The sequence below is a fragment of the Nostoc sp. genome, from assembly GCF_036919495.1.
Classification (GTDB): Bacteria; Cyanobacteriota; Cyanobacteriia; order Cyanobacteriales; family Nostocaceae; genus Nostoc.
On record NZ_JBALBZ010000050.1, the window covers coordinates 1 to 22,086 of the forward strand.

Annotated in this window: 20 protein-coding genes and 1 pseudogene; 10 read left to right on the forward strand and 11 right to left on the reverse strand. The window is 40.7% G+C overall.

The window, feature by feature from the left end:
* The first annotated feature begins 344 nt into the window (after nt 1-344).
* Together V7K25_RS06600 and V7K25_RS06605 are read left to right on the forward strand one after the other, a co-directional pair.
* Nucleotides 345-739: pseudogene (locus V7K25_RS06600) on the forward strand (fasciclin domain-containing protein).
* A 463-nt stretch (nt 740-1,202) separates the two neighbouring features.
* On the forward strand, nt 1,203-1,451 hold the full coding sequence (locus V7K25_RS06605; protein ID WP_335156204.1) for a DUF1816 domain-containing protein: 249 nt from the start codon (nt 1,203-1,205) through the stop codon (nt 1,449-1,451).
* Here the strand turns inward: V7K25_RS06605 and V7K25_RS06610 are convergent.
* Nucleotides 1,415-1,819, reverse strand: a complete 405-nt coding sequence (locus V7K25_RS06610; protein ID WP_335156206.1) for a DUF3775 domain-containing protein — start codon at nt 1,817-1,819, stop codon at nt 1,415-1,417. The two genes, V7K25_RS06605 and V7K25_RS06610, sit on opposite strands and share 37 nt — an antisense overlap.
* Nucleotides 1,820-2,362: 543 nt before the next feature.
* Between V7K25_RS06610 and V7K25_RS06615 the strand changes: the two genes are divergently transcribed.
* Together V7K25_RS06615 and V7K25_RS06620 are read left to right on the forward strand one after the other, a co-directional pair.
* Complete coding sequence (locus V7K25_RS06615; protein ID WP_335156208.1) at nt 2,363-4,675, forward strand: NACHT domain-containing protein; 2,313 nt, start codon at nt 2,363-2,365, stop codon at nt 4,673-4,675.
* A gap of 325 nt (nt 4,676-5,000) precedes the next feature.
* Nucleotides 5,001-5,456, forward strand: coding sequence for a response regulator (locus V7K25_RS06620; RefSeq protein WP_335156210.1), 456 nt, complete (start codon nt 5,001-5,003; stop codon nt 5,454-5,456).
* A 4-nt stretch (nt 5,457-5,460) separates the two neighbouring features.
* On the opposite strand, the gene V7K25_RS06625 is transcribed toward V7K25_RS06620, so the two are convergent.
* The gene (locus V7K25_RS06625; protein ID WP_335156212.1) at nt 5,461-6,678 is read right to left on the reverse strand and encodes an ABC transporter permease; all 1,218 of its coding nucleotides are present in this window, start codon (nt 6,676-6,678) and stop codon (nt 5,461-5,463) included.
* Between the two features lie 134 nt (nt 6,679-6,812).
* Nucleotides 6,813-8,279 (reverse strand): efflux RND transporter periplasmic adaptor subunit, encoded by a 1,467-nt coding sequence (locus V7K25_RS06630; protein ID WP_335156214.1) that lies wholly within the window; start codon nt 8,277-8,279, stop codon nt 6,813-6,815.
* A 528-nt stretch (nt 8,280-8,807) separates the two neighbouring features.
* Between V7K25_RS06630 and V7K25_RS06635 the strand changes: the two genes are divergently transcribed.
* On the forward strand, nt 8,808-9,572 hold the full coding sequence (locus tag V7K25_RS06635; RefSeq protein ID WP_335156216.1) for an ABC transporter ATP-binding protein: 765 nt from the start codon (nt 8,808-8,810) through the stop codon (nt 9,570-9,572).
* A gap of 380 nt (nt 9,573-9,952) precedes the next feature.
* On the opposite strand, the gene V7K25_RS06640 is transcribed toward V7K25_RS06635, so the two are convergent.
* Entirely contained in the window at nt 9,953-10,483 is a 531-nt protein-coding gene (locus V7K25_RS06640; protein ID WP_335156218.1) for an orange carotenoid protein N-terminal domain-containing protein, read from the reverse strand.
* A 222-nt stretch (nt 10,484-10,705) separates the two neighbouring features.
* On the opposite strand from V7K25_RS06640, the gene V7K25_RS06645 reads away from it, so the two are divergent.
* Nucleotides 10,706-11,080 (forward strand): hypothetical protein, encoded by a 375-nt coding sequence (locus V7K25_RS06645; RefSeq protein WP_335156220.1) that lies wholly within the window; start codon nt 10,706-10,708, stop codon nt 11,078-11,080.
* Between the two features lie 126 nt (nt 11,081-11,206).
* Here the strand turns inward: V7K25_RS06645 and V7K25_RS06650 are convergent, their stop codons facing one another.
* On the reverse strand, nt 11,207-11,842 hold the full coding sequence (locus V7K25_RS06650) for an HAD-IA family hydrolase (protein ID WP_335156222.1): 636 nt from the start codon (nt 11,840-11,842) through the stop codon (nt 11,207-11,209).
* A complete protein-coding gene (gene queG, locus V7K25_RS06655; RefSeq protein WP_335156224.1) occupies nt 11,817-12,791 on the reverse strand; it encodes a tRNA epoxyqueuosine(34) reductase QueG in 975 nt (324 codons plus the stop codon). The genes V7K25_RS06650 and queG overlap by 26 nt, the downstream gene beginning before the upstream one ends.
* A 424-nt stretch (nt 12,792-13,215) precedes the next feature.
* Here queG and V7K25_RS06660 point away from each other — a divergent pair, with 424 nt between their 5' ends.
* Nucleotides 13,216-13,635 carry a ketosteroid isomerase family protein gene (locus V7K25_RS06660; RefSeq protein WP_335156226.1) on the forward strand — a complete coding sequence of 140 codons (420 nt, stop codon included), beginning with the start codon at nt 13,216-13,218 and terminating at the stop codon, nt 13,633-13,635.
* 98 nt (nt 13,636-13,733) lie between these two features.
* Here the strand turns inward: V7K25_RS06660 and V7K25_RS06665 are convergent, their stop codons facing one another.
* The 3 genes from V7K25_RS06665 to V7K25_RS06675 all read right to left on the reverse strand — a co-directional run bounded on the left by V7K25_RS06665 (nt 13,734) and on the right by V7K25_RS06675 (nt 16,705).
* Entirely contained in the window at nt 13,734-14,159 is a 426-nt protein-coding gene (locus V7K25_RS06665; RefSeq protein WP_335156228.1) for an ATP-binding protein, read from the reverse strand.
* 3 nt (nt 14,160-14,162) lie between these two features.
* Nucleotides 14,163-15,836, reverse strand: a complete 1,674-nt coding sequence (locus tag V7K25_RS06670) for a SpoIIE family protein phosphatase (protein ID WP_335156229.1) — start codon at nt 15,834-15,836, stop codon at nt 14,163-14,165.
* 149 nt (nt 15,837-15,985) lie between these two features.
* Nucleotides 15,986-16,705, reverse strand: a complete 720-nt coding sequence (locus V7K25_RS06675) for a response regulator transcription factor (RefSeq protein WP_335156231.1) — start codon at nt 16,703-16,705, stop codon at nt 15,986-15,988.
* Nucleotides 16,706-17,027: 322 nt separating this feature from the next.
* On the opposite strand from V7K25_RS06675, the gene V7K25_RS06680 reads away from it, so the two are divergent.
* Together V7K25_RS06680 and ftsE are read left to right on the forward strand one after the other, a co-directional pair.
* Nucleotides 17,028-17,783, forward strand: a complete 756-nt coding sequence (locus tag V7K25_RS06680) for a WecB/TagA/CpsF family glycosyltransferase (protein WP_335156233.1) — start codon at nt 17,028-17,030, stop codon at nt 17,781-17,783.
* A gap of 194 nt (nt 17,784-17,977) precedes the next feature.
* Nucleotides 17,978-18,724, forward strand: a complete 747-nt coding sequence (gene ftsE / locus V7K25_RS06685) for a cell division ATP-binding protein FtsE (RefSeq protein ID WP_335156235.1) — start codon at nt 17,978-17,980, stop codon at nt 18,722-18,724.
* Between the two features lie 63 nt (nt 18,725-18,787).
* On the opposite strand, the gene V7K25_RS06690 is transcribed toward ftsE, so the two are convergent.
* Complete coding sequence (locus tag V7K25_RS06690; protein WP_335156237.1) at nt 18,788-19,585, reverse strand: armadillo-type fold-containing protein; 798 nt, start codon at nt 19,583-19,585, stop codon at nt 18,788-18,790.
* A 291-nt stretch (nt 19,586-19,876) separates the two neighbouring features.
* Nucleotides 19,877-20,455 (reverse strand): hypothetical protein, encoded by a 579-nt coding sequence (locus V7K25_RS06695; protein ID WP_442948068.1) that lies wholly within the window; start codon nt 20,453-20,455, stop codon nt 19,877-19,879.
* A gap of 699 nt (nt 20,456-21,154) precedes the next feature.
* Here V7K25_RS06695 and V7K25_RS06700 point away from each other — a divergent pair.
* Nucleotides 21,155-22,051 carry an alpha/beta fold hydrolase gene (locus V7K25_RS06700; RefSeq protein ID WP_335156241.1) on the forward strand — a complete coding sequence of 299 codons (897 nt, stop codon included), beginning with the start codon at nt 21,155-21,157 and terminating at the stop codon, nt 22,049-22,051.
* Nucleotides 22,052-22,086: the final 35 nt, after the last annotated feature.

The window sequence follows — 22,086 nt, forward strand, 5'->3', positions numbered from 1 at the left end:
AGGATTTAATTATCCTATCGCTGCGGAAGTAATCAGAATTTTCGTGCAATATTACGTTGCCAAAATTGTTAAGCAATATTTCGCCAACAGTGTCTATACTAAAACCTCATTTTCTTACAGATTCCGCGATCCGCTACAAGGCGGATAAAAATTTTGGATTGTCGCTAACAATATTTTTCCATTAACTCCAAACTTCTAACTCCTAAATTCTGCTGTATTTTTAATTATTTATTTTTTTTAGCTCAGATTATACAACTTATACGCTACTCAACCGCTTACTAAAACATGATTTCTAACACTAGGATGTCATGCTAATAATCATTACATGACCAAAAGTGAAATAAATGGCTGATACTACTGTTACTGCCGTTAACTCTGGTTCTTTTAGCACCGTAGTTGATGCAATCAAGGCTGCCAATTTGATAGATACCCTCAAAGGTGTTGACTCATTTATCGCCTCTGCATCCACAAATGAAGCTTTTGCAAAGCTTCCAGCAGATACTGTAGAGACATTGCTTAAGAATATTAATAAGCTCCAGAAACTCCTGACGTATCATATTGTTTCCGGTAAGGTGATACCCATAAAGCCGATTGAAGGTTCAAGTTTAAAAATTGACCCTTTTCATAGTTTCAATGCAAATTATGAGCAACAGCCTCAAAACCCGATGCTGTTGATGATAACCGTGTCATCCACATCATTGTTGATTCCTCAGTCAACAAACGTATAGATAGCGAATAACGTGTGTGGGCTATGAACTATTTATAGTCACTACCTCACGACTATCTAACTATATTGTTAAGTAAAAAATTTAAACTTTATACCTCTTTTCTCAGAGGAGAGAGGTTCATTTTATATTTTGTGAGGTTGTTTCACTTAGTAAATACTTTAGACGACTACATCATTTATCTTCAAAGTTACCCGCTCAATAAAAACAACATTAGCTAAATTAATTTAACAATTTAGCTCTAAACATGAAACATTTATTCACAAGTAAAAATAATTTGATTATTGGTTGCAGGCAAGAGCATATATCTACAAAAATAAATCAATTTATGAAGGGCAAACATGCTTGTATTTGCTGTTCAAATACTTTACTCCGTCACGTTAATTACCGAGGAGTTTACTGGCGTTGTAGCAACTGCTATCAGGAAATGCCAGAAGGCTATCTTTAATCAAGTTTAATTAATCATTGGTATCCCTTATGAATTTATTTCAATCTAATCAGTTAGAGTTTGCCTGGTGGGTAGAAATTAACACCGTTGTTCCGCGCTGTACTTATTACTTTGGCCCTTTTGATAGTGGAAAAGAGGCGCAACTTTCTAGAACTGGCTATGTCGAAGATTTATATCAGGAAGGAGCCAGAGACATCGTTGCACTAGTCAAACAATGTCAGCCTGATGTCCTAACAATTTTTCAGGATGAAGCAGAACTCCAAATATCTAGTTTTTGAAGCCCGTCTCGCAGATATTTTGCTAAAAGGGATTTTTCGATAATATAACTGGTTGCATAATTTCGAGGTATCAGCTCTACTACTTGTTTAATCAAATTGGTGAAGTCTTCTGGTACTTGACCTGATGGAATTCGACCAAGCCACATCAAAGCTATTACCTCTGCTTTTTCTTCCTCGGATAGTTCGTCAATATATTCCTGTAGGACGCTTACTGAATATCTTCCTGTGATGTTGAAATCCTCTAAATAATAAGACAATTTATCTATAAATGTTTCTGGTTTATTTGTTCTTTCAGATCCCCTTTTTCCATAAATTAATTCAGCCATTTCAATAATTTTATATATTTTGTTAATTGATAATAAACTCATATTTTTATTTAAGTTGGAGTTAATAAACAAAAATCTAAATAGAGAAAACTTAGCAATTTATCTTAAAAAAAGTTTTTAGATACATATATAGGACTCATATTTGATTATTGAAATATACGTAGGGTGCGTTACGCCAAAGGCTAACGCACCGCCCAAAGGTTAGGTGCGTTAGGCTACGCCATAACACACCCTACTTACTACTTAGATTTTTTCAGAAATCAAATCATAGTCCTATATACATAAACACTATGTATACAATGGAACTATTATCTTAAGTCAAGCAAGTAAGTACTAAATAACCCTTTAACTCATACTTAAGCATTACAGATCAGTGTTTGAATTCAGGTTTCGTCGAAAGGTTGAAATGTATAAGATAAATGTATAACGTTTGATTTCAATACAAAAGTTACAAAAATGAAAGTGTCCTCTGGGATTTTGTATAACTTTAAGTGAGTAGAATGTTGTTATCATGTAAAAACCTATAAGATTGCAGATATTAATAAAAGTTAAAGTTCATGATTTGAGGAGCATGGTTATTGTCCTATGGTCAAGCGATCGCTCCAAGCATCACTCACTGGCATTCAACGGGCAAAAAAAGCATTTGCCCACAAGGGGTGGACACAAGACAATCTAGCAGCAGAAGTCAACCTCAAGACTAGACAACCGATTTGGCGGTTTTTTAGTGGTCGTCCGGTTGAGCGTCATACCTTTATGGAAATTTGTTTGGTGTTGGAAGTGAATTGGCGGGAGATTGCTAGCAGTCCGCCAGCAGAATTCATGGAACTAGAAGAATACACCAAGCACCCTATCTTGGATATTGATGTATTAGTGCAGAAAGTGCGATCGCAACGCTTCGACAAAATTCAAGACCAGTGTGGTATTTTACAGTTATTGGATATTAGCCGTCCAGTTGCGATCGATGACATATATATAGATGTGAATATTTTGGAGTCAATTGCCAGTCTTCAGTACTTAGAAATTGCTGATCTGCAAAACCTTGACCCCAAAGAATTTGACCGTTTTGGCTTAGGTGAGGCCAATCAGAACCAGATACCTGGTACAGAAGCGGTTAAAAAATACTCCAAGCTTAGGGTGCTAGGCAAACCAGGAGTAGGTAAAACCACCTTTTTACAATATCTCGCAATTCAATGTAACCAAAGTGAATTTGCGGCGAATCAAGTGCCAATCTTCATCACCCTGAGAAATTTTACTGAAGAATCTAAAGCTACCAACGAGTTCAACCTATTAAAATACATCAGCCAGGAGTTCCTCACATCTGGAATTTTAGATGCCTCAGTAATTGAAACATTACTTAGTGCAGGCAGAGTGTTAGTCTTACTTGATGGCATGGATGAAGTTATTAACCAACAAAGCAATGCTCTCTTAAGCGAAATTCGTAGATTTTCAGAGAAATATCACAAAAATCGATTCGTAGCTACCTGTCGAATAGCATCTCAAAAACTCAGACTCCGAGGCTTTACCGATGTTGAGATTGCTCCATTTACCTCAGAACAAATCATTGCCTTCGCTCAAAAATGGTTTGTGACATTTACCAAGACCAACATTCAAGATGGTCAGGCGCAATCCGTTCAGTTTATTCAGAAGTTGGACTTAGATGAAAACTGGCAATTTCGCCAACTTGTGGTTACACCCCTATTTCTGCATCTTGCCTGCTGGGTGTTTCACGCTCAAGAAAAATTTCCGACTAAGCGGACTGACTTTTATAAGCAAGGTTTAGACCTTCTATTGGGTAAATGGGATGAAGCCAGAGGCATTGAACGGGATGAAGTTTACCGAGGGTTTTTAGTACCACAAAAGCTCAAGTTATTGAGTCAGATTGCCGCAGCGACATTTGAGCAAGGTCAGTACTTTTTTGAGCAACGCATCGTTGAGCAATACATTGGTGACTATATTCAGAATCTGACTAACGTGCCAATGGATGCAGAGGAACTGCAAATAGAAAGCGAAGCAGCGCTGAAGTCAATGGAGGCTCAACATGGGCTACTGGCAGAACGGGCGCGGGGAATTTTTTCCTTCTCCTATCTGGCGTTTCAAGAATACTTCACAGCGAGAAAAATCGTTGCCAGCCATAACCTAGAGGCATTTGGGCAAGCTTTAGAAGGATTAGTTAGTCACATTACAGACCCACACTGGCACGAAATCTTCTTGTTAACAGCTACCATGCTCCGAAGTGCAGACTCTCTGGTACAGTTGATGAAGCAACAGATTGATGCACTGGTTGCCCAAGACCCTTATTTACAAGAGTTTTTGACCTGGGCTAGCCAAAAATCTCGCACTATTCCCACCCAACCAAAAGATGCGACAATTCGAGCATTTTACCTTGCCTTGAGTCGCACTCCTCACGTAGCTCCTCACTTTGCCCTAGCCAGCAGCCTCGACCAGGGAATGTTTCTGGATGCCGCTTTAGATGGCCTGCTGCTAGAGTGTGTAATTGAAAAGAATCAAGACTTTGCCCACATCCACGCCTGTGGAGATGCTTTATCGAACATTCTGGGCATTGTTCTGGATGTTGGACTGTATAAATCCTTGCAACAACTCTCTGACCAATTGCCAAATTCTCGTCAAAGTCAAGAACGGTTTGCGCTATGGTGGCAGACGAACTATTCAGCTTGGGCTGAACAGTTAAAGATGACGGTGATTAATTATCGCAACATTAACCACCAGTGGCAGTTTAGCCCTGAGCAAGAGCAAGTGTTGCAACGCTACTATGATGCTAATCGGTTACTACTCGATTGCCTGCATAGCAATTGTGAAGTGACAGCTGCTATTAGGCAGGAAATTGAAGCTACCTTATTGTTGCCTCAAAAAGAACTTGAAGACAGGGAATGGCAATAATTCTTTTGGTTAATTACGCAAATAGGTAGTTGCCAGATTAGTTTTTATTACGTTTTGTGTCGTAGTTAATCAACTAATTTAGTAAATCAAACAACACTTTGCCATATTAAAGAAAGTTTTTCATTTGATTTCTAGCAAAAATCCTTCTTTCGGTACTTTTCTTTGTATAGCTGGGGACTGGGGACTGAGGACTGGGTTGAAAGTCTTTTTGTATATAGGTTTTATCATCAGTTAATGTCCTAACCTCCTTGTCCGTTGCTATAACTACTCTACTTACTATTTTTCAACCCACTTTGCACTTAGAGCTTTAATGGCAGGTCTTGTTATGAATTTAATCAATGGCTTTTGCTTGGCAGATGGGATACTCAAAGGTGTAAAAGTACTTGTTGTAGACAACGATCGCGATAGTAGAGATTTGTACACATTTTTACTCGAAGACTTGAGCGCAAATGTGATTACCGCAGGTTCAGTAAAAGAAGCTTTAGAAATCCTAAGTTGGGTCACACCCAACATTCTTATCTGTGAAATTAGGTTTTTAGGTGAAAGTATTTATACATTGCTAAATACATTGAGTGCTATGGAAGCAGACAATGGAAAGCATATCCCAATCATTGTGACTTCAACATCTACCACAGGTACTAATGACCAAATTCCAGATGTCGAGTTTGAAGAATATTTACTTAAACCATTCGACCTTGACAAATTTGTTTCCATGATTAGGAATCAAGTACAGGAAGATGTGGCGGAAAATTCTTGTCCAGATGTATTAGTTTTACACTAATACACTAAGCACTTCTCAAAGCCACAATCGGGTCAAGTTTAGCAGCGCGACGTGCAGGAACAACACCAAAGAATAAACCGATACCACCAGAGACACCAACTGCCATACTAATTGCTACAGGAGAAAGTGTCGCTTCTAAGGGAGTCAAGGCTCCCACTAACAGAATGCCACTGACGCCAACCGCAGTCCCAACTAAACCGCCAGCTGCGGAAACTATTACAGCCTCAATGATGAACTGTAGCAAAATATCTTGCTCAGTTGCGCCGATCGCTTTTCTCAATCCGATTTCTTGAGTGCGTTCGGTGACGGAGACAAGCATAATATTCATGATACCAATGCCACCGACAAACAAAGATATGCCAGCGATCGCAGCTAACATAATTGTCAATGCACCTGTGATTTGGCCAACAGTTTGCAAAGCATCCTTTTGAGAGCGGATAGTAAAGTCATCTTCACCATTAATTTTGTGCCGTAGACGCAGTAAATTAGTAATTTGAAATTCTGCTGCATCCACACTCTCTGAATCACGAGCCGCAGCAACAAAATAATCTAAGGCGATACCATAGGGAGAATTTTTTCCCACAAGTCGGTTTGCTGAAGTTGTGATTGGTATTAAAGCAGCATCATCATAATCTGCTCCCACGCTGGAACCTTTGGTTATTAACGTCCCAATAACTTGAAAGCTAGTATTTCCAATGCGTAATTGTTGACCGATAGCGTTACTATTACCGAATAGTTTTTCTGCTAAGTCTCCACCTAACACAACGACTTGGTTACTTCGTTTGATGTCTACCTCAGAGAAAAATCTGCCTTTATCAGTTTCAAAATCCCGCACCGATAGGAAACTGGGAGTTGTGCCAATGATGTTGACATCGGTGTTCCTGTTGCGGTATACAATTACCTGTCTTGTGTTTAACTCCGGCGCAACTCCTACTACTGTTGGTACTTGAGAGGCGATCGCTTCAGCATCTTGTAACACCAAATTTTTTGGTACTTCATAGGATATACGCTGAGTTTCTCGATTACCTGGCAGTATAAATAGCACATTTGGCCCTAGTGACTCTAGTTGTTTATTAACGTATTTTTGCCCACCTTCGCCAATCCCAATCATGGCAATCACTGAGGCATTGCCAATAACTATACCCAACATCGTGAGAGCGCTACGCAACTTATTCGACAGCAGAGTTTTCCCCGCCATTTGAATACTTTCTAAAAAATTCATGTCAATTTTGGATTTTGGATTAAAAGTTTTATTAAAAGGCTGTTCGAGTTATCAGGGTTTCTAGTCAGCAAAAAGCGTGCTGAAAAAATAAGGACTAAAGTCCTGACTACGAACTTGCTTATCCCAATTTGGGATTATTTATTTTGCTGTTCTTTCGCCTTCTCAATTTTGTAGTCTTTGGGTGGATTAACAAAAACGCGATCGCCTTCTTTAACTCCATCTAAAATCTGAGTTTGGTTTTGGATTTGCGCCCCAATTGTAACTTCGCGGAACTGGGGTTTATTCTTTGCATCAGGTACAAGTACGCCAGTTTGGCCCTTTTCAGTGACGATTGACACCGTTGGTAATACCAAGGCATTATTGACGCGATCGCCTAAAAAAGTCAGATCCACATTTAAACCAGAACGCAGTTTATCTGTACCAGTATTCAGAGCAACCCGCACCTGGAAGGATGTCACACCTTGTTCCACCACTGCTTCGGGGGCAATTAAGCGGACATGACCTTTAAAAACTTGATCGGGATAAGCATCAGCGACAATTTCCACCTGCTGTCCCGGTTTAATTCTGCCAAGATCAGCTTCGGGAACTTGAGCTAATATTTCTAACCCGCGTGCTACAGCGACAATTGAACTAGAAGTTGCCGATGCACTAGCAGATGCAGAAGTTGTAGGTGTGACAAACGCGCCAGGATCGGCATACTTTTGGGTAACTATTCCCGAAAGAGGAGCGCGAATAATTGTATCTTCCAACTGCACTTGCACACCCTTCAATTGAGCCTTAGCCGCTTCAACAGCTGCTTGACGCTGGACAATTTCTTCAGAACGAGTGCCATCTTCCAACAGTATCAATGCTGCTCGTGCTTCATTAACTGCTGCTTGACGTTGGGCAATTTCTTCAGTTCGAGTGCCACTTTGGACTAACGAAAATCGTTTTTTAGCTTCTTCTAAATTGGCTCTAGCACTTTTGTCGTCGCTGAGGGCTTGATCGAATAATTGTTTTTTCTCTGCTCCCTGTTGATACAGGTATTGATAACGCTTTACCTGTTCACTGGTGTAATTCACCTTAGCTTGAGCCGCATCCACTTGGGATTGAGATTGAGCAATCTCTTGGGGACGATTACCAGCTTGAGCTTGGGTTAGCTGGGCTTGAGCTTGTGCTAACCGCGCCCTTGCTTGAGCAATTTCTTGAGGACGACTACCAGCAAGGGCTTCGGCAAGTTGTGCTTGACTTTGGGCTAAGTTAGCACGGTATTGGCTTCTTTGAGCCTCAATACCTGCGCTATCCATGCGAGCGAGAATTTGTCCTTGTTGAATGCGATCGCCTTGTTGGACATATAATTGCGATAGCACTCCAGGGTTCTTCGGACTAATATTTACGGTCTGAACTGGCACGACTTTCCCACTAGCTGTAATCCTTAAGGTGACGTTTTTTGCTGCTACTGGCACAGTTAATTGAGCAATGTCTTCTTTATTTGCCCCTTGATTTACCAGAGTGTAAGTTGTGGTACCAACAACCAAGACACCTCCTGCTATCAGCCCTATCAGCCAGCGTAATGGATATTTAACTTTGCCAACAACAGGAATTTCTATGTGCGTAGCCATATTTAGAAGCCTATAAATCTTGCTTTATGGGAGTAGTCTGTGAATTATTTATATAATGCCCATCAATGCCCATCGAATTGCCCATAGTAAAACCACCCCTTCAGAGCAAACAGCTGCGCTTTTGCTTTCCTTTGCGCTTGTGGGGAGTGGTTGGGGTTCCTCTTAACTATGGTTAATTGAGCGGACATAAATATTAAAGGGCAGGTGCAGGAATGCGGAGTTGTTAAAATTTTTGGATTAAATCTTTATTAATGAACTAACAACTAAAGGCATAGTTAGCTTCACAATTGCTTAATCTTACTTCATAATAGGTATTACATGCCTGTATGGCTTCACCTGAATGGGTGACTTTAGCCACATTATTATTTAACACCCTGGCTTGCTTCTAATTTGTAGATTTTTAGCGTAGGCGTAGCCCGCCGCATCACTACTGTTGCACTAAAGAAGCCACAATACTTAGGATAGTTAGTTACTATAGTTACAACTGGTAAGCTACTCTCTTTCCAGTCCAAGATTACCTATCTTTTTATGGCAAACACTATTACAATTAACGATTCTCTGGTTCCTAATCCTGTACCAAAACCAGCAATCATTCGACTAGAAAACATTTTCAAAATTTATGGTAGCAGTGAAACAGAAGTACGAGCGCTAAATGATGTCAACCTAATCGTGGAACAGGGCGAATATTGTGCAATTATGGGGCCTTCTGGTTCTGGTAAATCCACAGCCATGAATATTATCGGTTGTCTCGACCGTCCCACAGACGGACATTATTACTTAGATAACCTGGATGTAGCTCAAATGGACGATCGCTCATTAGCACACATCCGTAATAAAAAGCTGGGGTTTGTGTTTCAACAATTCCATCTATTGCCCCAACTAACAGCCCTAGAAAACGTGATGTTGCCAATGGTGTATGCTAGTGTGAACCCAAAAGAAAGAAGCGATCGCGCAACAGTTGCATTGACGCGAGTAGGTTTAGCAAATCGCCTCAACAACAAACCAACTCAACTATCTGGTGGACAACAACAACGAGTAGCGATCGCGCGGGCGATCGTTAATCGTCCCGTGCTACTCTTAGCCGATGAACCTACAGGCGCACTTGATTCACGCACAACCCAAGAAGTCTTAGATATTTTTAGCGAACTCAATGCTAGTGGAATTACCGTTGTCATGGTAACTCATGAACCAGAAGTTGCTCGTCAAACCCAGCGCATCGTTTGGTTCCGTGATGGTCAAGTAGTACACTCCAATCTCACACCATCTGACTTGAGTAGCGTTGCTGTGTCATAACTTAATTAATGTCAATTCGATGAACCTCTCCCTTACTCCTCCCTTTCCTACAACAAGGCAAGGGAGGAGTAAGGGACTTCCAACTAAAAAAATATCTCATCGCTTAAGCGAGCAGGGGAAACAGGGGATGCAGGGGAGGAAGAATTTAACGATCATCTTCGCTCCCAAAAATGAACAATTTCATTTCTGGAAATCCCTAAGCAAAAATTAGGCTTTTTGCTCCCCTCCCCGTGTCGGAGAGGGGTTAGGGGAGAGGTCAGAAAAGTACTTGTTGTCACCTTAACTGATAACTGTTCAAAATAGCCACAAAGCCCAAAATTAAAGCATGTGTGACTTTTGGCTTTTGACTTTTGCCTTGCGGTACTAGTCGCCAGTTACGATTACAAACTAGACGTTTTTCCAGTTTCTGCTTGCGTCTCAATTGGCTTAACATCGGTGTAACCCACTTCACCAGCTATTGTCCGAAACACCGAAATTTGCTCGTCAAAATCTAATTTTTCAATCTGCGAAACCAAATCATTAATTGCCTTAGTTGGTTGATAGGTAGCTGGTAAGTCAACCACCTTATTCCCCATAGCTACTGCCCAAGCATACCAAACTAACAGCTGATTGTTTTCTTTTATCGCCCCATAAGCGCGGGAATATTCTGTATCTTTGCGGTTAACTATATCCCGCATAATATCTAATTGCTGTTCATTTGATAACTCAAAATAATCTCCTAGCAGAAGTGGTGCTAACTCAGGTTCCGCCGCAGCAGGAGCAGCTGGTGTGATAGAATCACCCATTTTTTTATAAACTAAATAGAACCAGGCTAATTTTGCATCGGTATCTAAATTGTTAAACGCATCTACCAAATTTTGAGATTCATTGCTCTGGGCTTGAGAAATAGTTTTATCGTAACTTGCAGTCATAATTTTATTTCCAAAGAAATTTTACACGCTAAACTAAGGCTTACCAAAGTTTGAGCATCAGATTCTACTATCAAGAGAAAGAGTTATATTTATTGTAAATTGCAGCTTTAATCTATCTTTTAATAGAGGTAAAGCCTCTCCCAAGGGAGCAAGTAAAGAGTTAATTACTTTGTTATGCTCTTTCAAGTAAGCAATAAAAAATTTAACTTAAGGATTTTAATTATGCCTGATGAAGTAAAGCCCAATGTTAATGAAGCTCCCACCCATGATGCTCAATTAGCTGCCGAAAGCATAGCTAGTGGTGAAGAAAATGCGCCAAACGTAGATTTTGATGCTGATTATGCAACTGCACAACAATTCAGCGTTAGTGATGTCGATCGCACAGGTGAAGGCGCAGCAGCAGCCGATGCAGCCACTGCACCTCAATATAAAACCTCTAAACCAGTAGAGACAAAAACTCAAACGCAGCCAACTGGTAATCCTGATGATTATGCAGAGTTAGCAAAGGAAGTTGGGAATTCTAAGACTGAGGGTGTAACTAATGTCAGTGATGATCTAGTAAAAGAAGCTTTGGAAAAGGGTGAACGGAAAAATTAAGTTTTTCTGAAATTTTGCTATTTTTTAGGGTGGGCATTGATATACATGGCCCACCCTACTGTTTTGATGAATCGTCAATAGTTAATATTTTCACTATCGACTTTTGACTTTTTGACTATTGATTAATCAACCACTATTCATCACTTCTAATAGTTCACTAGGCCGCTGAATTAAATAATCTGGATTTTGCTTGGCTAGTACTTCCTGTGAATTAAAGCCCCAAGTTACTGCAATCACTTGGATATTTGCCTTCTTTGATGCTTCGATATCTCTGGTTTCATCTCCAACATAAATCACTTCTTGAGGTTGGAGTTGATTTTGCTTTAATACATTATTGATTATGGTTGTTTTACCAAAAATCGTAATTCCTGAGTAGATAAAATCAAATAGGTGATTTAAATCATTGATTGTAAGGAATTGCGTCACATTGTCTTTGGAATTAGAAGTGATAATTCCCAATTTATATCCTTCATTTTGGAGTTCTATTAATGCTTCTTTAATGCCCGGAATTGGCTTTAATTCTGGGATTTTGTTTTTTAATTCTCCTTTAACTTTTTTAACTAAAAACGGTATCTTAAATAGAGAAACTCCTGAGTATTTAATAATTTCCCTAGATGTTAAGTTTTTAAGTAGGGATAATTGTTCTGGGCTTATGTGTCTAAAACCAAAGTCTACAGCTAGACGATTGGCAATACTTACAAGGGCATCTACTGTATCAGCAATAGTGCCATCAAAATCAAAAATAATTACTTTCGGGGTCATTATTTCGCCTGGATGCGTCAAGATTAGCTAGGGCGTTGCGTCGTAACATTTCTGGCTTAATCCGCCGCAAGGCAGATGCTGGAAATCGTTTATTCCACTCCTGATCTGAGATTTGGGCTAATTCTAGCAGCTGGGGGGCAACATTCGCAGGATAAGGCTGAAACTCTTCAATATCAGTTGTGTTAGCAAAACGTTGATTCCAAGGACAAACATCTTGGCAAATATCACAACCAGCAACCCAGCCTTGCAAATTTGGTATTACTGTCTCTGGCAATTCCTCTGCCCGATTTTCAATCGTGTGATAAGCAATACAACGATTGGCATCGACGACAAAAGGCTGAGTAATTGCACCCGTAGGACAAGCCTGAAGACAACGAGTACAGCTACCGCAGTGTTCTGTATGCGGGCGATCGCTTTCTAATTCCAAATTAGTCAACACTTCTCCCAAAAATACCCAAGAGCCATATTCCCGTGTAATCACATTACCATTTTTAGCAATCCAACCAATTCCGGCAAGTTGAGCTAACACTTTATCTTGCACGGGGCCAGTGTCTGCATAATAACGAGCTAATACACCTTCACCAAGTGATTCTAACCATCTGGCTAGCTGCTTAAGTTTTTTATGCATTACCTTGTGATAATCTCTTCCCCAGCCATAACGAGAAATTTTGGCGTATTCCTCGCCTTCTGGACGTTGATGTGGCGTATAGTAATTTAGCGCCACACACACTAGCGATCGCGCCTCTGGCATAATTAAGCGAATATCCTGGCGTTTTGGATTAGCCATCCATTCCATATCAGCGTGATAACCCAGTTCAATCCATGCTTGTAACCTCTGCGCTTCTATAGTATCTACCTTATCTACAGCAGCAATTCCAACCTTGTGAAAGCCCAACTCGCCGGCTTTCTCTTTCACTACATTGCTGCTTGTTACGGAATACTGATTCATTTTTTTATTTGGATTTTGCCTAAATAAAGGCGATTTAATTCTACATTACGTAGTAAATATATTTGATTAACATTTGTTGCTTACTTTATATAGAAATTTTATTTATAGCAATTTTCCTTTGGATTCCAAACATGGTAAAGGCACAGTAATGCTGTGCGCCTACGGGTGGTCTGTATTCTATGCAATTAAGAACCGCTATATTGCAACATCTCTACCATCGTCAGGAAGATTTATACAAATGTGGCAATCTATCTCAACAGCAGGTTTCTTTTTAGCTATTTTTGTATTGAAATTAATATTTAGGTAGCATAATCCAGATATTTTTACGATAAGCGTAAAAAAAGATACATCTCCATAAATAAATTTATGGAGATTGTAATGCGTGAATTTTGAATTTTAAATTTTGAATTCGGAGCGAAGCGACGTGACCTCTGCTGAACAGTTGAAACAAGAATTCCAAGTTGAGGGAATTACAGAAACAAGTGTACTGCGTTATTTTGAAACCTTAAATGCAGGAGAATTTGAGGCAACTGCTGCCTTATTTGCCCAAGATGGTGTGATGCGTCCACCATTTGAATCTGATATTGTGGGAACACATGCGATCGCAGGCTACTTAAAACAAGAATGCCAAAACATTAAAGCTTATCCCAATAAGGGAATAGCTGAGGCTTCAGAAAACGCTACAATTCAAGTCCAAGTAACAGGCAAAGCACAAACTTCGTGGTGTAGTGTGAATGTCTTGTGGTTATTTATCCTCAACCAACAACGGCAAATTTCATACACCAAAATCAAACTTTTAGCTTCTCCTCAAGAGTTACTTTCTTTACGTCGTGAAAACTCGTAAATAAGTATAATAGTTTAGGCAATGTTTGATCGTACCCCAAACAAAATCTAATACAGTAAATTTACATAACACATTAATTGAAAAGTAGTAAATTTTGTCTATTTCACTAATTCGGGTAAAGTAGCTTCTAACTTTAGACAGTTGGCACCATCAATCTGTAACTGGTAGTCTACTTTATCCATCAGACGATTCATAATTAGCCAACCATAACCACCTTCTTGTTTTTCCATAGGGTTTGGAGCATAGTAGTCAGACATATCAAAGCCTTCGCCGTAATCCCAAACTTCGAGGGCAAGATCCCGGTTTTTAACTTCCAAACGCAGTAAAATTGGTAAATTTGGTTTGTCCTTGTGGGCATGACGGACTGCATTCGAGTAGGCTTCTACTAAAGCTAGCCTCAAACGGCTTGATTGGCGTGACCAGTCTACAGAGTCTCCTAGCTGGATTTTCAAACATCCCAGCAGCCAGGTTTCAACAATATTAAGAAAACTTAAGTCGCTTGGTACATGAAGCTCACTTTTCATTACTTACAAAATCTCCAGTGAAAGTATAGTTTGATCATCTTCTTGAACGTTGTTGTCTGCCTGGATGCGAGCTAGTAAATGGTTAAGAGAAAGCGGTTGTTCCTCTTGTTGCAAGAGTTGCCAAAGACCATCTTGATTTAGCATAGAACGGTTAACTAGGTCAACGCCAGACTCGGTTTTCCCTGACAAATTAAAGTTATTTGATACCGTAGCTTCTGTAATTCCATCGCTGGCCAGTAACAATGTGTCTCCAGCAGCGAGAACCAAGCGACCAGACTGTGCCTGCCAATTAGGCAAGATCCCCAAAGGAACGCTGCGAACTTTCAGATAATTAGGATTGTCACTTAAAGCACCTTGCCGTGACCATAAAAGTGGATAAATATGACCAGCATTAGTGTAGACGAGTTCCTTAGTGTTAGGGGTATAACAAGCTAATACAAGAGTGATGAAATAATTGTTGCTAATCAAATCTTCACTGAGAGCGTGGTTGAGGTTCTGCATGACCACATTTGGCTCGGCTGGTGCTTCTTGAGATAATTCTCGGCGCAAAACTGAAATAATACTAGCCATAAATAAAGCAGCTGGGACACCCTTGCCAGAGACATCACCCACTGCCAACCACAAATCGCCTTTAGGATGGACAAAAACTTCAAAAAAATCGCCTCCTACTTCCCGCGCTGGGTAACAGCAGGCTTGCACCTTCACACCTTTAATGTCAGGTAAAGTTTGGCGTAGCAAGTTGTATTGAATTTGGCGGGCTACCTCCAACTCATTGTGAATCTGCTGTTGCTTTTCTTGGAGGCGTTGGTAGAGTTTTGCTTGAGAGAGGGCTAAGGCTGCTTGTTCGGCAACACCTGCAATCAGTTGGATGTCTTCGTCTTGCCAAGGGCGATCGCGTCCCCATTGATGGAGAACCAGCACAGCTAATAAATGCTGCTGATAGCTAAGTGGCACTACCAGGTGGTGAGAAGGATTACCCTCATATACATCTTGAGCAAGTTGATAATGACCGGTTTCCAGCACTTTTTCAATTAAAACACTGGGGTCGAAGAAGGAATCTGATACATCGGATTTGGGATCGCGGTATGAGAACTGGTCTTGTGTGAGGCGATCGCCCTCTACTGGTCTGAGCAAGCAATTGCTAGCTTCAAATGTTTGACCAATAGTTGCTACAATCTTTTGCAGCATACTGTCATAGTCTAGAGACTCCCGAATTGCCGTTGTTACAGCATTAAACAAAGATTCTCGCTGTAGGGCCCGACCCAACTCTTGCGTGCGCTTCTTAACTAGACGATATGTATCAGTAGCTTGCTCAACTAAGGCTCTGAGGCGTTCAGGATTCCAGGGTTTAGTAATGTATTTGAATACCTGACCGGAGTTAATCGCATCCACCAAATCTTCGACATCGGTAAAACCAGTTAACAAAATCCGAATCGTGTCTGGAAAGCGCTCTACGGTGCGACTAAAAAATTCGGTGCCATTCATTTCTGGCATTCTTTGGTCAGAAATAATCACCGCCATTTCACCAAATTGGTCCAAGATTTCCAGAGCGCCAAAGGCATGATTGGCTTTATATACTTGAAAATCTCGCCTAAAAGTGCGGTAGAGTAAATCTAAGTTATCTGGCTCATCATCTACCACCATGAGCTTAAGTTTGTCCACTCCGATCTCAGCCATATTTGACTTTAGTTTTCACATATTTGAATGGCGAGATAATATAGTTTTTATCCCACCTGAGAATCAACAACAAATTAATAACTAATCATTTTCAACAGCTATCAGTTATCAGTTTTTTAAAACTTGATAACTTTTCACTTAATTTAACCTTATCCTACTAACCCAGAACGCAAGGCGCGGACTGCTGCTTGGGTACGGTCATCGGCACATAGCTTATTCAAAATATTGCGAACGTGAGTTTTAACAGTTCCAACAGTGATATAAAGCCTTTCGGCAATTACTGCATTACTACAACCTTCGACAATCAACTGTAGCACTTCCAATTCCCTTTCTGTCAGGGTGTAAGGTTGAATTCCTTCCAGATTCTCGACATAATCAGGGTTAGAGGCAATGGTCTTAGTATCTACAAAAGCTGATTCTAACTTTTGCGGATTTTGTTGCGCTTGTTGTAATACAATCCGAGCGATCGCGGGATCGATCCAAGCGTTGCCATTGTAAGTTACTCTTACTGCTTCCAGCAAATTATCGAATTTGATATCTTTCATACAGTAAGAATCTGCACCAGCCGCAAAAGCTGCCAACACAGCTTCTTTGTTATCCCGCAGCGTCAAAATTAACACCTTTGTTAATAGCTGCTGCCCATTAGCAGTAGATTTTACCTCCCGTGTCAGTTCAATGCCATCCTTATCTGGTAAACCAATATCTACAATAGCAATATCTGGTTGTACCATTTTTAACATCCTTAGCCCCTCAGCAGCATTGGAAGCTTCACCTACAACTTCAATGTCCTCTTTTTGCAGTAGTGCTGTCCGAATACCTACACGAGTTAGGTCATGATCTTCAATCAGAGCGATACGAATTTTACTCATAGCCAACTTCAGACCGTTACACTACTTTAACCAGAAAGTCGAGTTTCGTGAGATACTCCCACACTAATTGCAAGTAGCATAGTGGGGGTTTCTGTTCCCGAAACCAGAGTTACGAGTTGAGCGTTTTATACTTAGTAGAATATTACACTTCAACAATCAAATTTGGACTGGTTCAGCCCAAGTACAAGCGCCCAAGACTAATTAGTTATGCTTTCTATTGTTGCAGGGCAATGGGAATCTCTCCTGCCTAAGTTCTAATATAAAAAATTTGATAAACTTAACATTCAAGTAAATCTGGTGTGAGGTTAATCCAGAATAGGCTATGTCTAGAAGCAATGAAGCATTTTCAGTGTTAGGAATACCAGTTCATGTGATGGCCAACTATCCAGGCTGGTTGTTAGAATGCCTGCGTGCAGGCAGAGGAATTCATGTAGTAACGCTCAATGCAGAAATGACTATGCAGGCAGAGCAAAATCAATTCTTAGCTCAGGTCATTAAAAATGCTGAACTAGTGATTCCAGATGGAGCCGGGGTTGTTCTGTATTTGCGATGGCTGTTATGGCAAAAAGTACAGCGTTTTCCGGGGATTGAATTAGCAGAAAAACTTTTGCAAGAAATCGGGCAACAGAAAACAGGGGCAAAAGTGTTTTTCTATGGAGGAGCGCCTGGAGTGGCCTCAACTGCGGCAGATTTTTGGCAGCAGCAAATTCCAGATTTGAGTATAGTTGGCACTCACTCAGGCTACCATTCTCCAGAAGAAGAAGCACAATTGCAAGAAACTCTGGTTCAATTGCAACCACAAGTGATTTTTGTGGGTTTGGGAGTGCCACGTCAAGAGTTATGGATTGCCGAAAACCGCCATTTGTGCGCCCAAGCAATTTGGATTGGTGTTGGTGGTAGCTTTGATATTTGGTCAGGAACTAAAACTCGCGCTCCCGCCTGGTTAGGAAATAATAATTTGGAATGGTTGTATCGGCTTTATCAAGAACCTTGGCGTTGGCGGCGGATGTTGGCTTTGCCAGCGTTTGCTGTGAAAGCGTTTGTTTATCGTTTGACGGCAAGGGGTGCAATTAGTTGAGAGTGGGGAGACGCGATTAATCGCGTCTGTACTGGGTGCTATTACTTAGTTAGTATTAAAGTCTTCAAAAAATTTAAATTTTCTTTGTTAAATTTTCAATTCCCAGGCAAAACCTGGGAATCCTTATTTTTGAGAGGAATAAGCTAATCTAAACCCGTAAGCTATTTGGTTGTGGGGATAAGGAAAATTTAACAATGCCAGTATTAACAACTCAAATTAAAACAAACAAATCAGTTCATAGAGAGGACAATAAAACTCAACAGCAGGTTAGCAATACTACTGTCAAGGTGCAATTGCAATCTGTAAGCAAGACTTATACTAATGGCACTCACGCCTTGTTAAATGCGAACCTTGAGGTAAAAAAGGGAGAATTTCTGTTTATCACAGGGCCAAGTGGTTCTGGTAAATCAACGCTTTTGAAACTGCTGTATGGCCAGGAGTTAGCGACGCAGGGAGAAGTGATTGTTGATGGATGTAATGTAGCAGGTTTACGGGGCGATCGCTTGTCATTATTACGGCGGCGGATTGGCATTGTGTTTCAAGACTATAAACTGATTACCCAGCGAACAGTAGCGGAAAATGTAACTTTTGTGCTGCAAGCTCAAGGGTATACTCGTAAAGAAATTCAACGACGCTTAGAACCAACCTTGAAGCTGGTAGGTTTGCTGAGTAAAGCTGACTGCTTTCCAGATCAACTGTCTGGGGGAGAGCAACAACGGGTGAGTATTGCTCGTGCGATCGTTGGTACACCGCCCCTGTTGTTGGCGGATGAGCCTACTGGAAATCTCGATCTAGATAATTCCTGGCAAGTGATTCAGATTCTCCAGAAGTTAAATTCCTTTGGGGCTACAGTAATTGTTACTACCCATGATGAACAATTGTTACGGCGATGCAATCATCCGGTAGTGCAAGTTCGCAATGGACACTTGTCTCGAAAATAGTTATTTGTCATTAGTCATTGGTCATTTGCAAAGGACAAAAGACAAATGACAAAGGACAAATAACTAAAAAATGTGGTGCTTGACTTTTGCTGATACGGGTGTGAAAGTTGTTGCTGTTTTGGGGGGTAGAACTTGTAAGCGATGGTCTCCGACCGACCGGAGGTCATCGCAGGCTTGTAAACTCTTAAAAGCTGCCTCTCTTATTGAAACTTCTTCCTCTCGACTGAGTAGGAGTTGCAAGCATTCCACAATATCTTGCTGCACTGAAGAATCAACTCGCTTACGGCTGATGACTTTAGTTAGTTGACGTAGGGCAATCATCCGTTTTAATGGATCTTTTTCTGTTAAATTTACCAACAACTGATCGAGGTGGTCTTCTTCTCGATTTTCATAAAAGTTAACAATTTGCCAGACCAATAAAATTAAAGTTAACAGTGTTGCCACGCCTTGCACAATAGCACCAGCAGCAATCCAGGAACTGTGAGAGTCAACCCAAATTGCCGAGGCCATGTAAGTAGTGACAGTAGCCAGACCACCACTTATGACTGCTAAGGCTAACCGACGATTTGAACTGTTTAAAAACTTACGTATCTTAGACCAGTGTAATTGCCAGTCCCACTCCTGCATTGAGTAAACCAATACCATTATTCCAACGCCGATTGAGAGAGCCAATAGCAGCATCCAGTTCCACAACAACATGGCGACAACAATTGTCAAGAACCCAAGAAAGCCTCCAGGCCCAGAGAAGCGTTTAAATGTTTGCTGCTTTGTTGCTCCCTTTGTCTTGAGCTTTGGAAGCGACCAGTTCCAGTTGGGGATCTGGTTGATCAATTGCTGCCAAGAAGACGAAGCCTGTGCCACAGTGTTTACCTACTTGATTACGAAATTAACTATTGTATAAGTTTTACTACGGTTGAAGAAAGGGTGAAGACCCAAACCACAAGATAGTCGGTTTTTAAGGACAGTATAATACCTCTTGCAAAAGTCCCTAACACCCCACCCCCAACCTTATCAAAGGGAGACAAAGCGTAGCTTTGGCGGGGTAGAGTTCTTATTTTGGATTTATGCAAGAGGTCTATAGCAGATTAGTCCAGCACAGCGGAAATCAAGATACCATTTTATAATGGCTCAGAGCAAGGGCATAAAGGGCTTTTAAAGACAAAAACGAAAGTTATCAAGGGTAAATTGCCCATCAAAAGCACAGAAGGTAACGCTGTAGATGTTATTCCCAGTTATAGATAATAAGCTATTGGGGGAAATTGCCGAGTCTGAATTGGCAAGATTGGCGCTTGCTAGTACAGTTTGAGCGATGAGTTGCCGATCGCGATCGTAGGCGGAAAGCACTAGCCGTTGCGAACTAGTGACAAAGGCGCTAACCGAATTAACCGGATGCAAGAAAGTCGCTTCTAAAAATCCGCTTTTGGGCGCTCCCATTAAAACTGTTAGCCCTGAATAAGCTGGAAATGCTGGATTTGATGGCTGTATTGCTATAGAATTGTGAAAAATTACTCCCCAGCGTTCATACTGGCGCTCTACTGGTTCAAAACACTTTAAGTCTTGTAAGTCTAAACAAATACAAGTAGGTACAGTCACTCTGCCAGCGTCAATAGCTGACTCGACCTGCTCCCCCCAAGCTGAAACTTTAATTTCATTTTGTATATTAAAGTCAAGCGCAAATTTAGCGTCTTCAATCGTTGGTAGTTTATTTAATTGAAGAGTAGCCTGTACCATGACATCCCGCCTTACCATTACTAGATAATAAATAGATTTACTAATACATCAAAAGCTATGTTTCTAGATGTTTAACTAGAATTAATAGCTTGTTAAAATAAGCATTTTTAATCTTCTTGACGCTCAAAATTATTTATGAGTTTCTTCATAGGCTACCATAAAAACTTATGTTTTATTCCCGGTTTAGTGATCCTTGCTACCACAAAAAACCCTTGTAACACAGTAATTTCAAGGCTCAGTCACTTTTTGTTAGGAAAAAAAATCACTAAATCTTTATAAGTAATCCAGTAATTTTATATCTACTTAATCTGATGCTAGGAAGAAGTCTTAAAGTGATTGGTTCGCTGATAATAACAATGAGTGAGGAGTTTGAACTAAATAGGTAAGTATTCTGAGGTGGCTAAAGGAGATGCGTTAACTCATCCTACAGCTTCAAGCCGTGGGTAAATTTAGTCAATAAGCCATTAGTTATTATTCATTTAGTACTTTTTTCACGATTTTCGCTGAGGGGGCACTAATGATTACTGACTAATGACCAAGACAGCGAGTAGTAATTCATCCGATACATTGAAGGAATAAGCTTACTCACTTACTTTTGTGACGCGGATAAATTATCAAACGCTTTCTCCGTGTACAGGTATGTACAGGTTTGTTTTGTTACTAAAGCTACTTAATTACTATAGTCAACAAAAAGTACTTATGTTTCAACCACCAGGATTTGAACAACGCTCTATAAATACCTCCCTAGGTAGGATGGTATATTATACAGCCACTGGATCACCTTGGCAGGACAATTTTACAACAAAAGATGATCGGGAAACTTTAGTGTTTCTGCACGCGTTTGGTGGTGGCTCTTCTGCTTATGAGTGGTCGAAAGTATATCCGGCTTTTGCCGCCGAATATCGGGTCATAGCGCCAGATTTAATTGGTTGGGGTAGGTCTGAGCATCCGGCACGGAGTTATAAGATTGAAGATTATTTAACCACGATTCGGGAGTTTTTTGAGCAGACTTGTATCGGGCCAGTAACAGCGATCGCTTCTTCTTTGACCGCAGCCTTTACAATTCGAGTAGCATCAGATCATCCTGATTTATTCAAGTCTTTAATTCTCACTACCCCCGCCGGACTTTCCGACTTTTGCGAAGATTACTCCCGTAGTTTTTTTGCCCAGTTAATCAGCGTTCCCCTTGTTGACCGTTTACTTTACAGCACTGGAGTAGCCACCAGTGGGGGTATTCGCAGTTTCTTAGAGCAACGGCAATTTGCTCAGTCTAATCGAGTGTACCAAGAAATTGTAGATGCTTATTTACAATCTGCCCAACAGCCTAATGCTGAGTATGCAGCACTCTCTTTTGTCCGTGGCGATTTATGCTTTGATTTATCCCTTTATATTCAACAACTGACCACTCCCACCGCTATTATTTGGGGCCAAAGGTCGGAATTTACAGGCCCCTCAATTGGTCGCCGCCTTGCCGAAATTAATCCTGAAGCGATCCGGTTTTTTCAACAGTTGGAAAATGTGGGGTTAACGCCGCAGTTGGAGTTGCCAGCAGTGACAATTGGGTTAATTCGCCAATTTTTGCCTTTGCTTAATTAGTGGTTTGTTTAGTAGTACATCGGTAGTCAACTTAG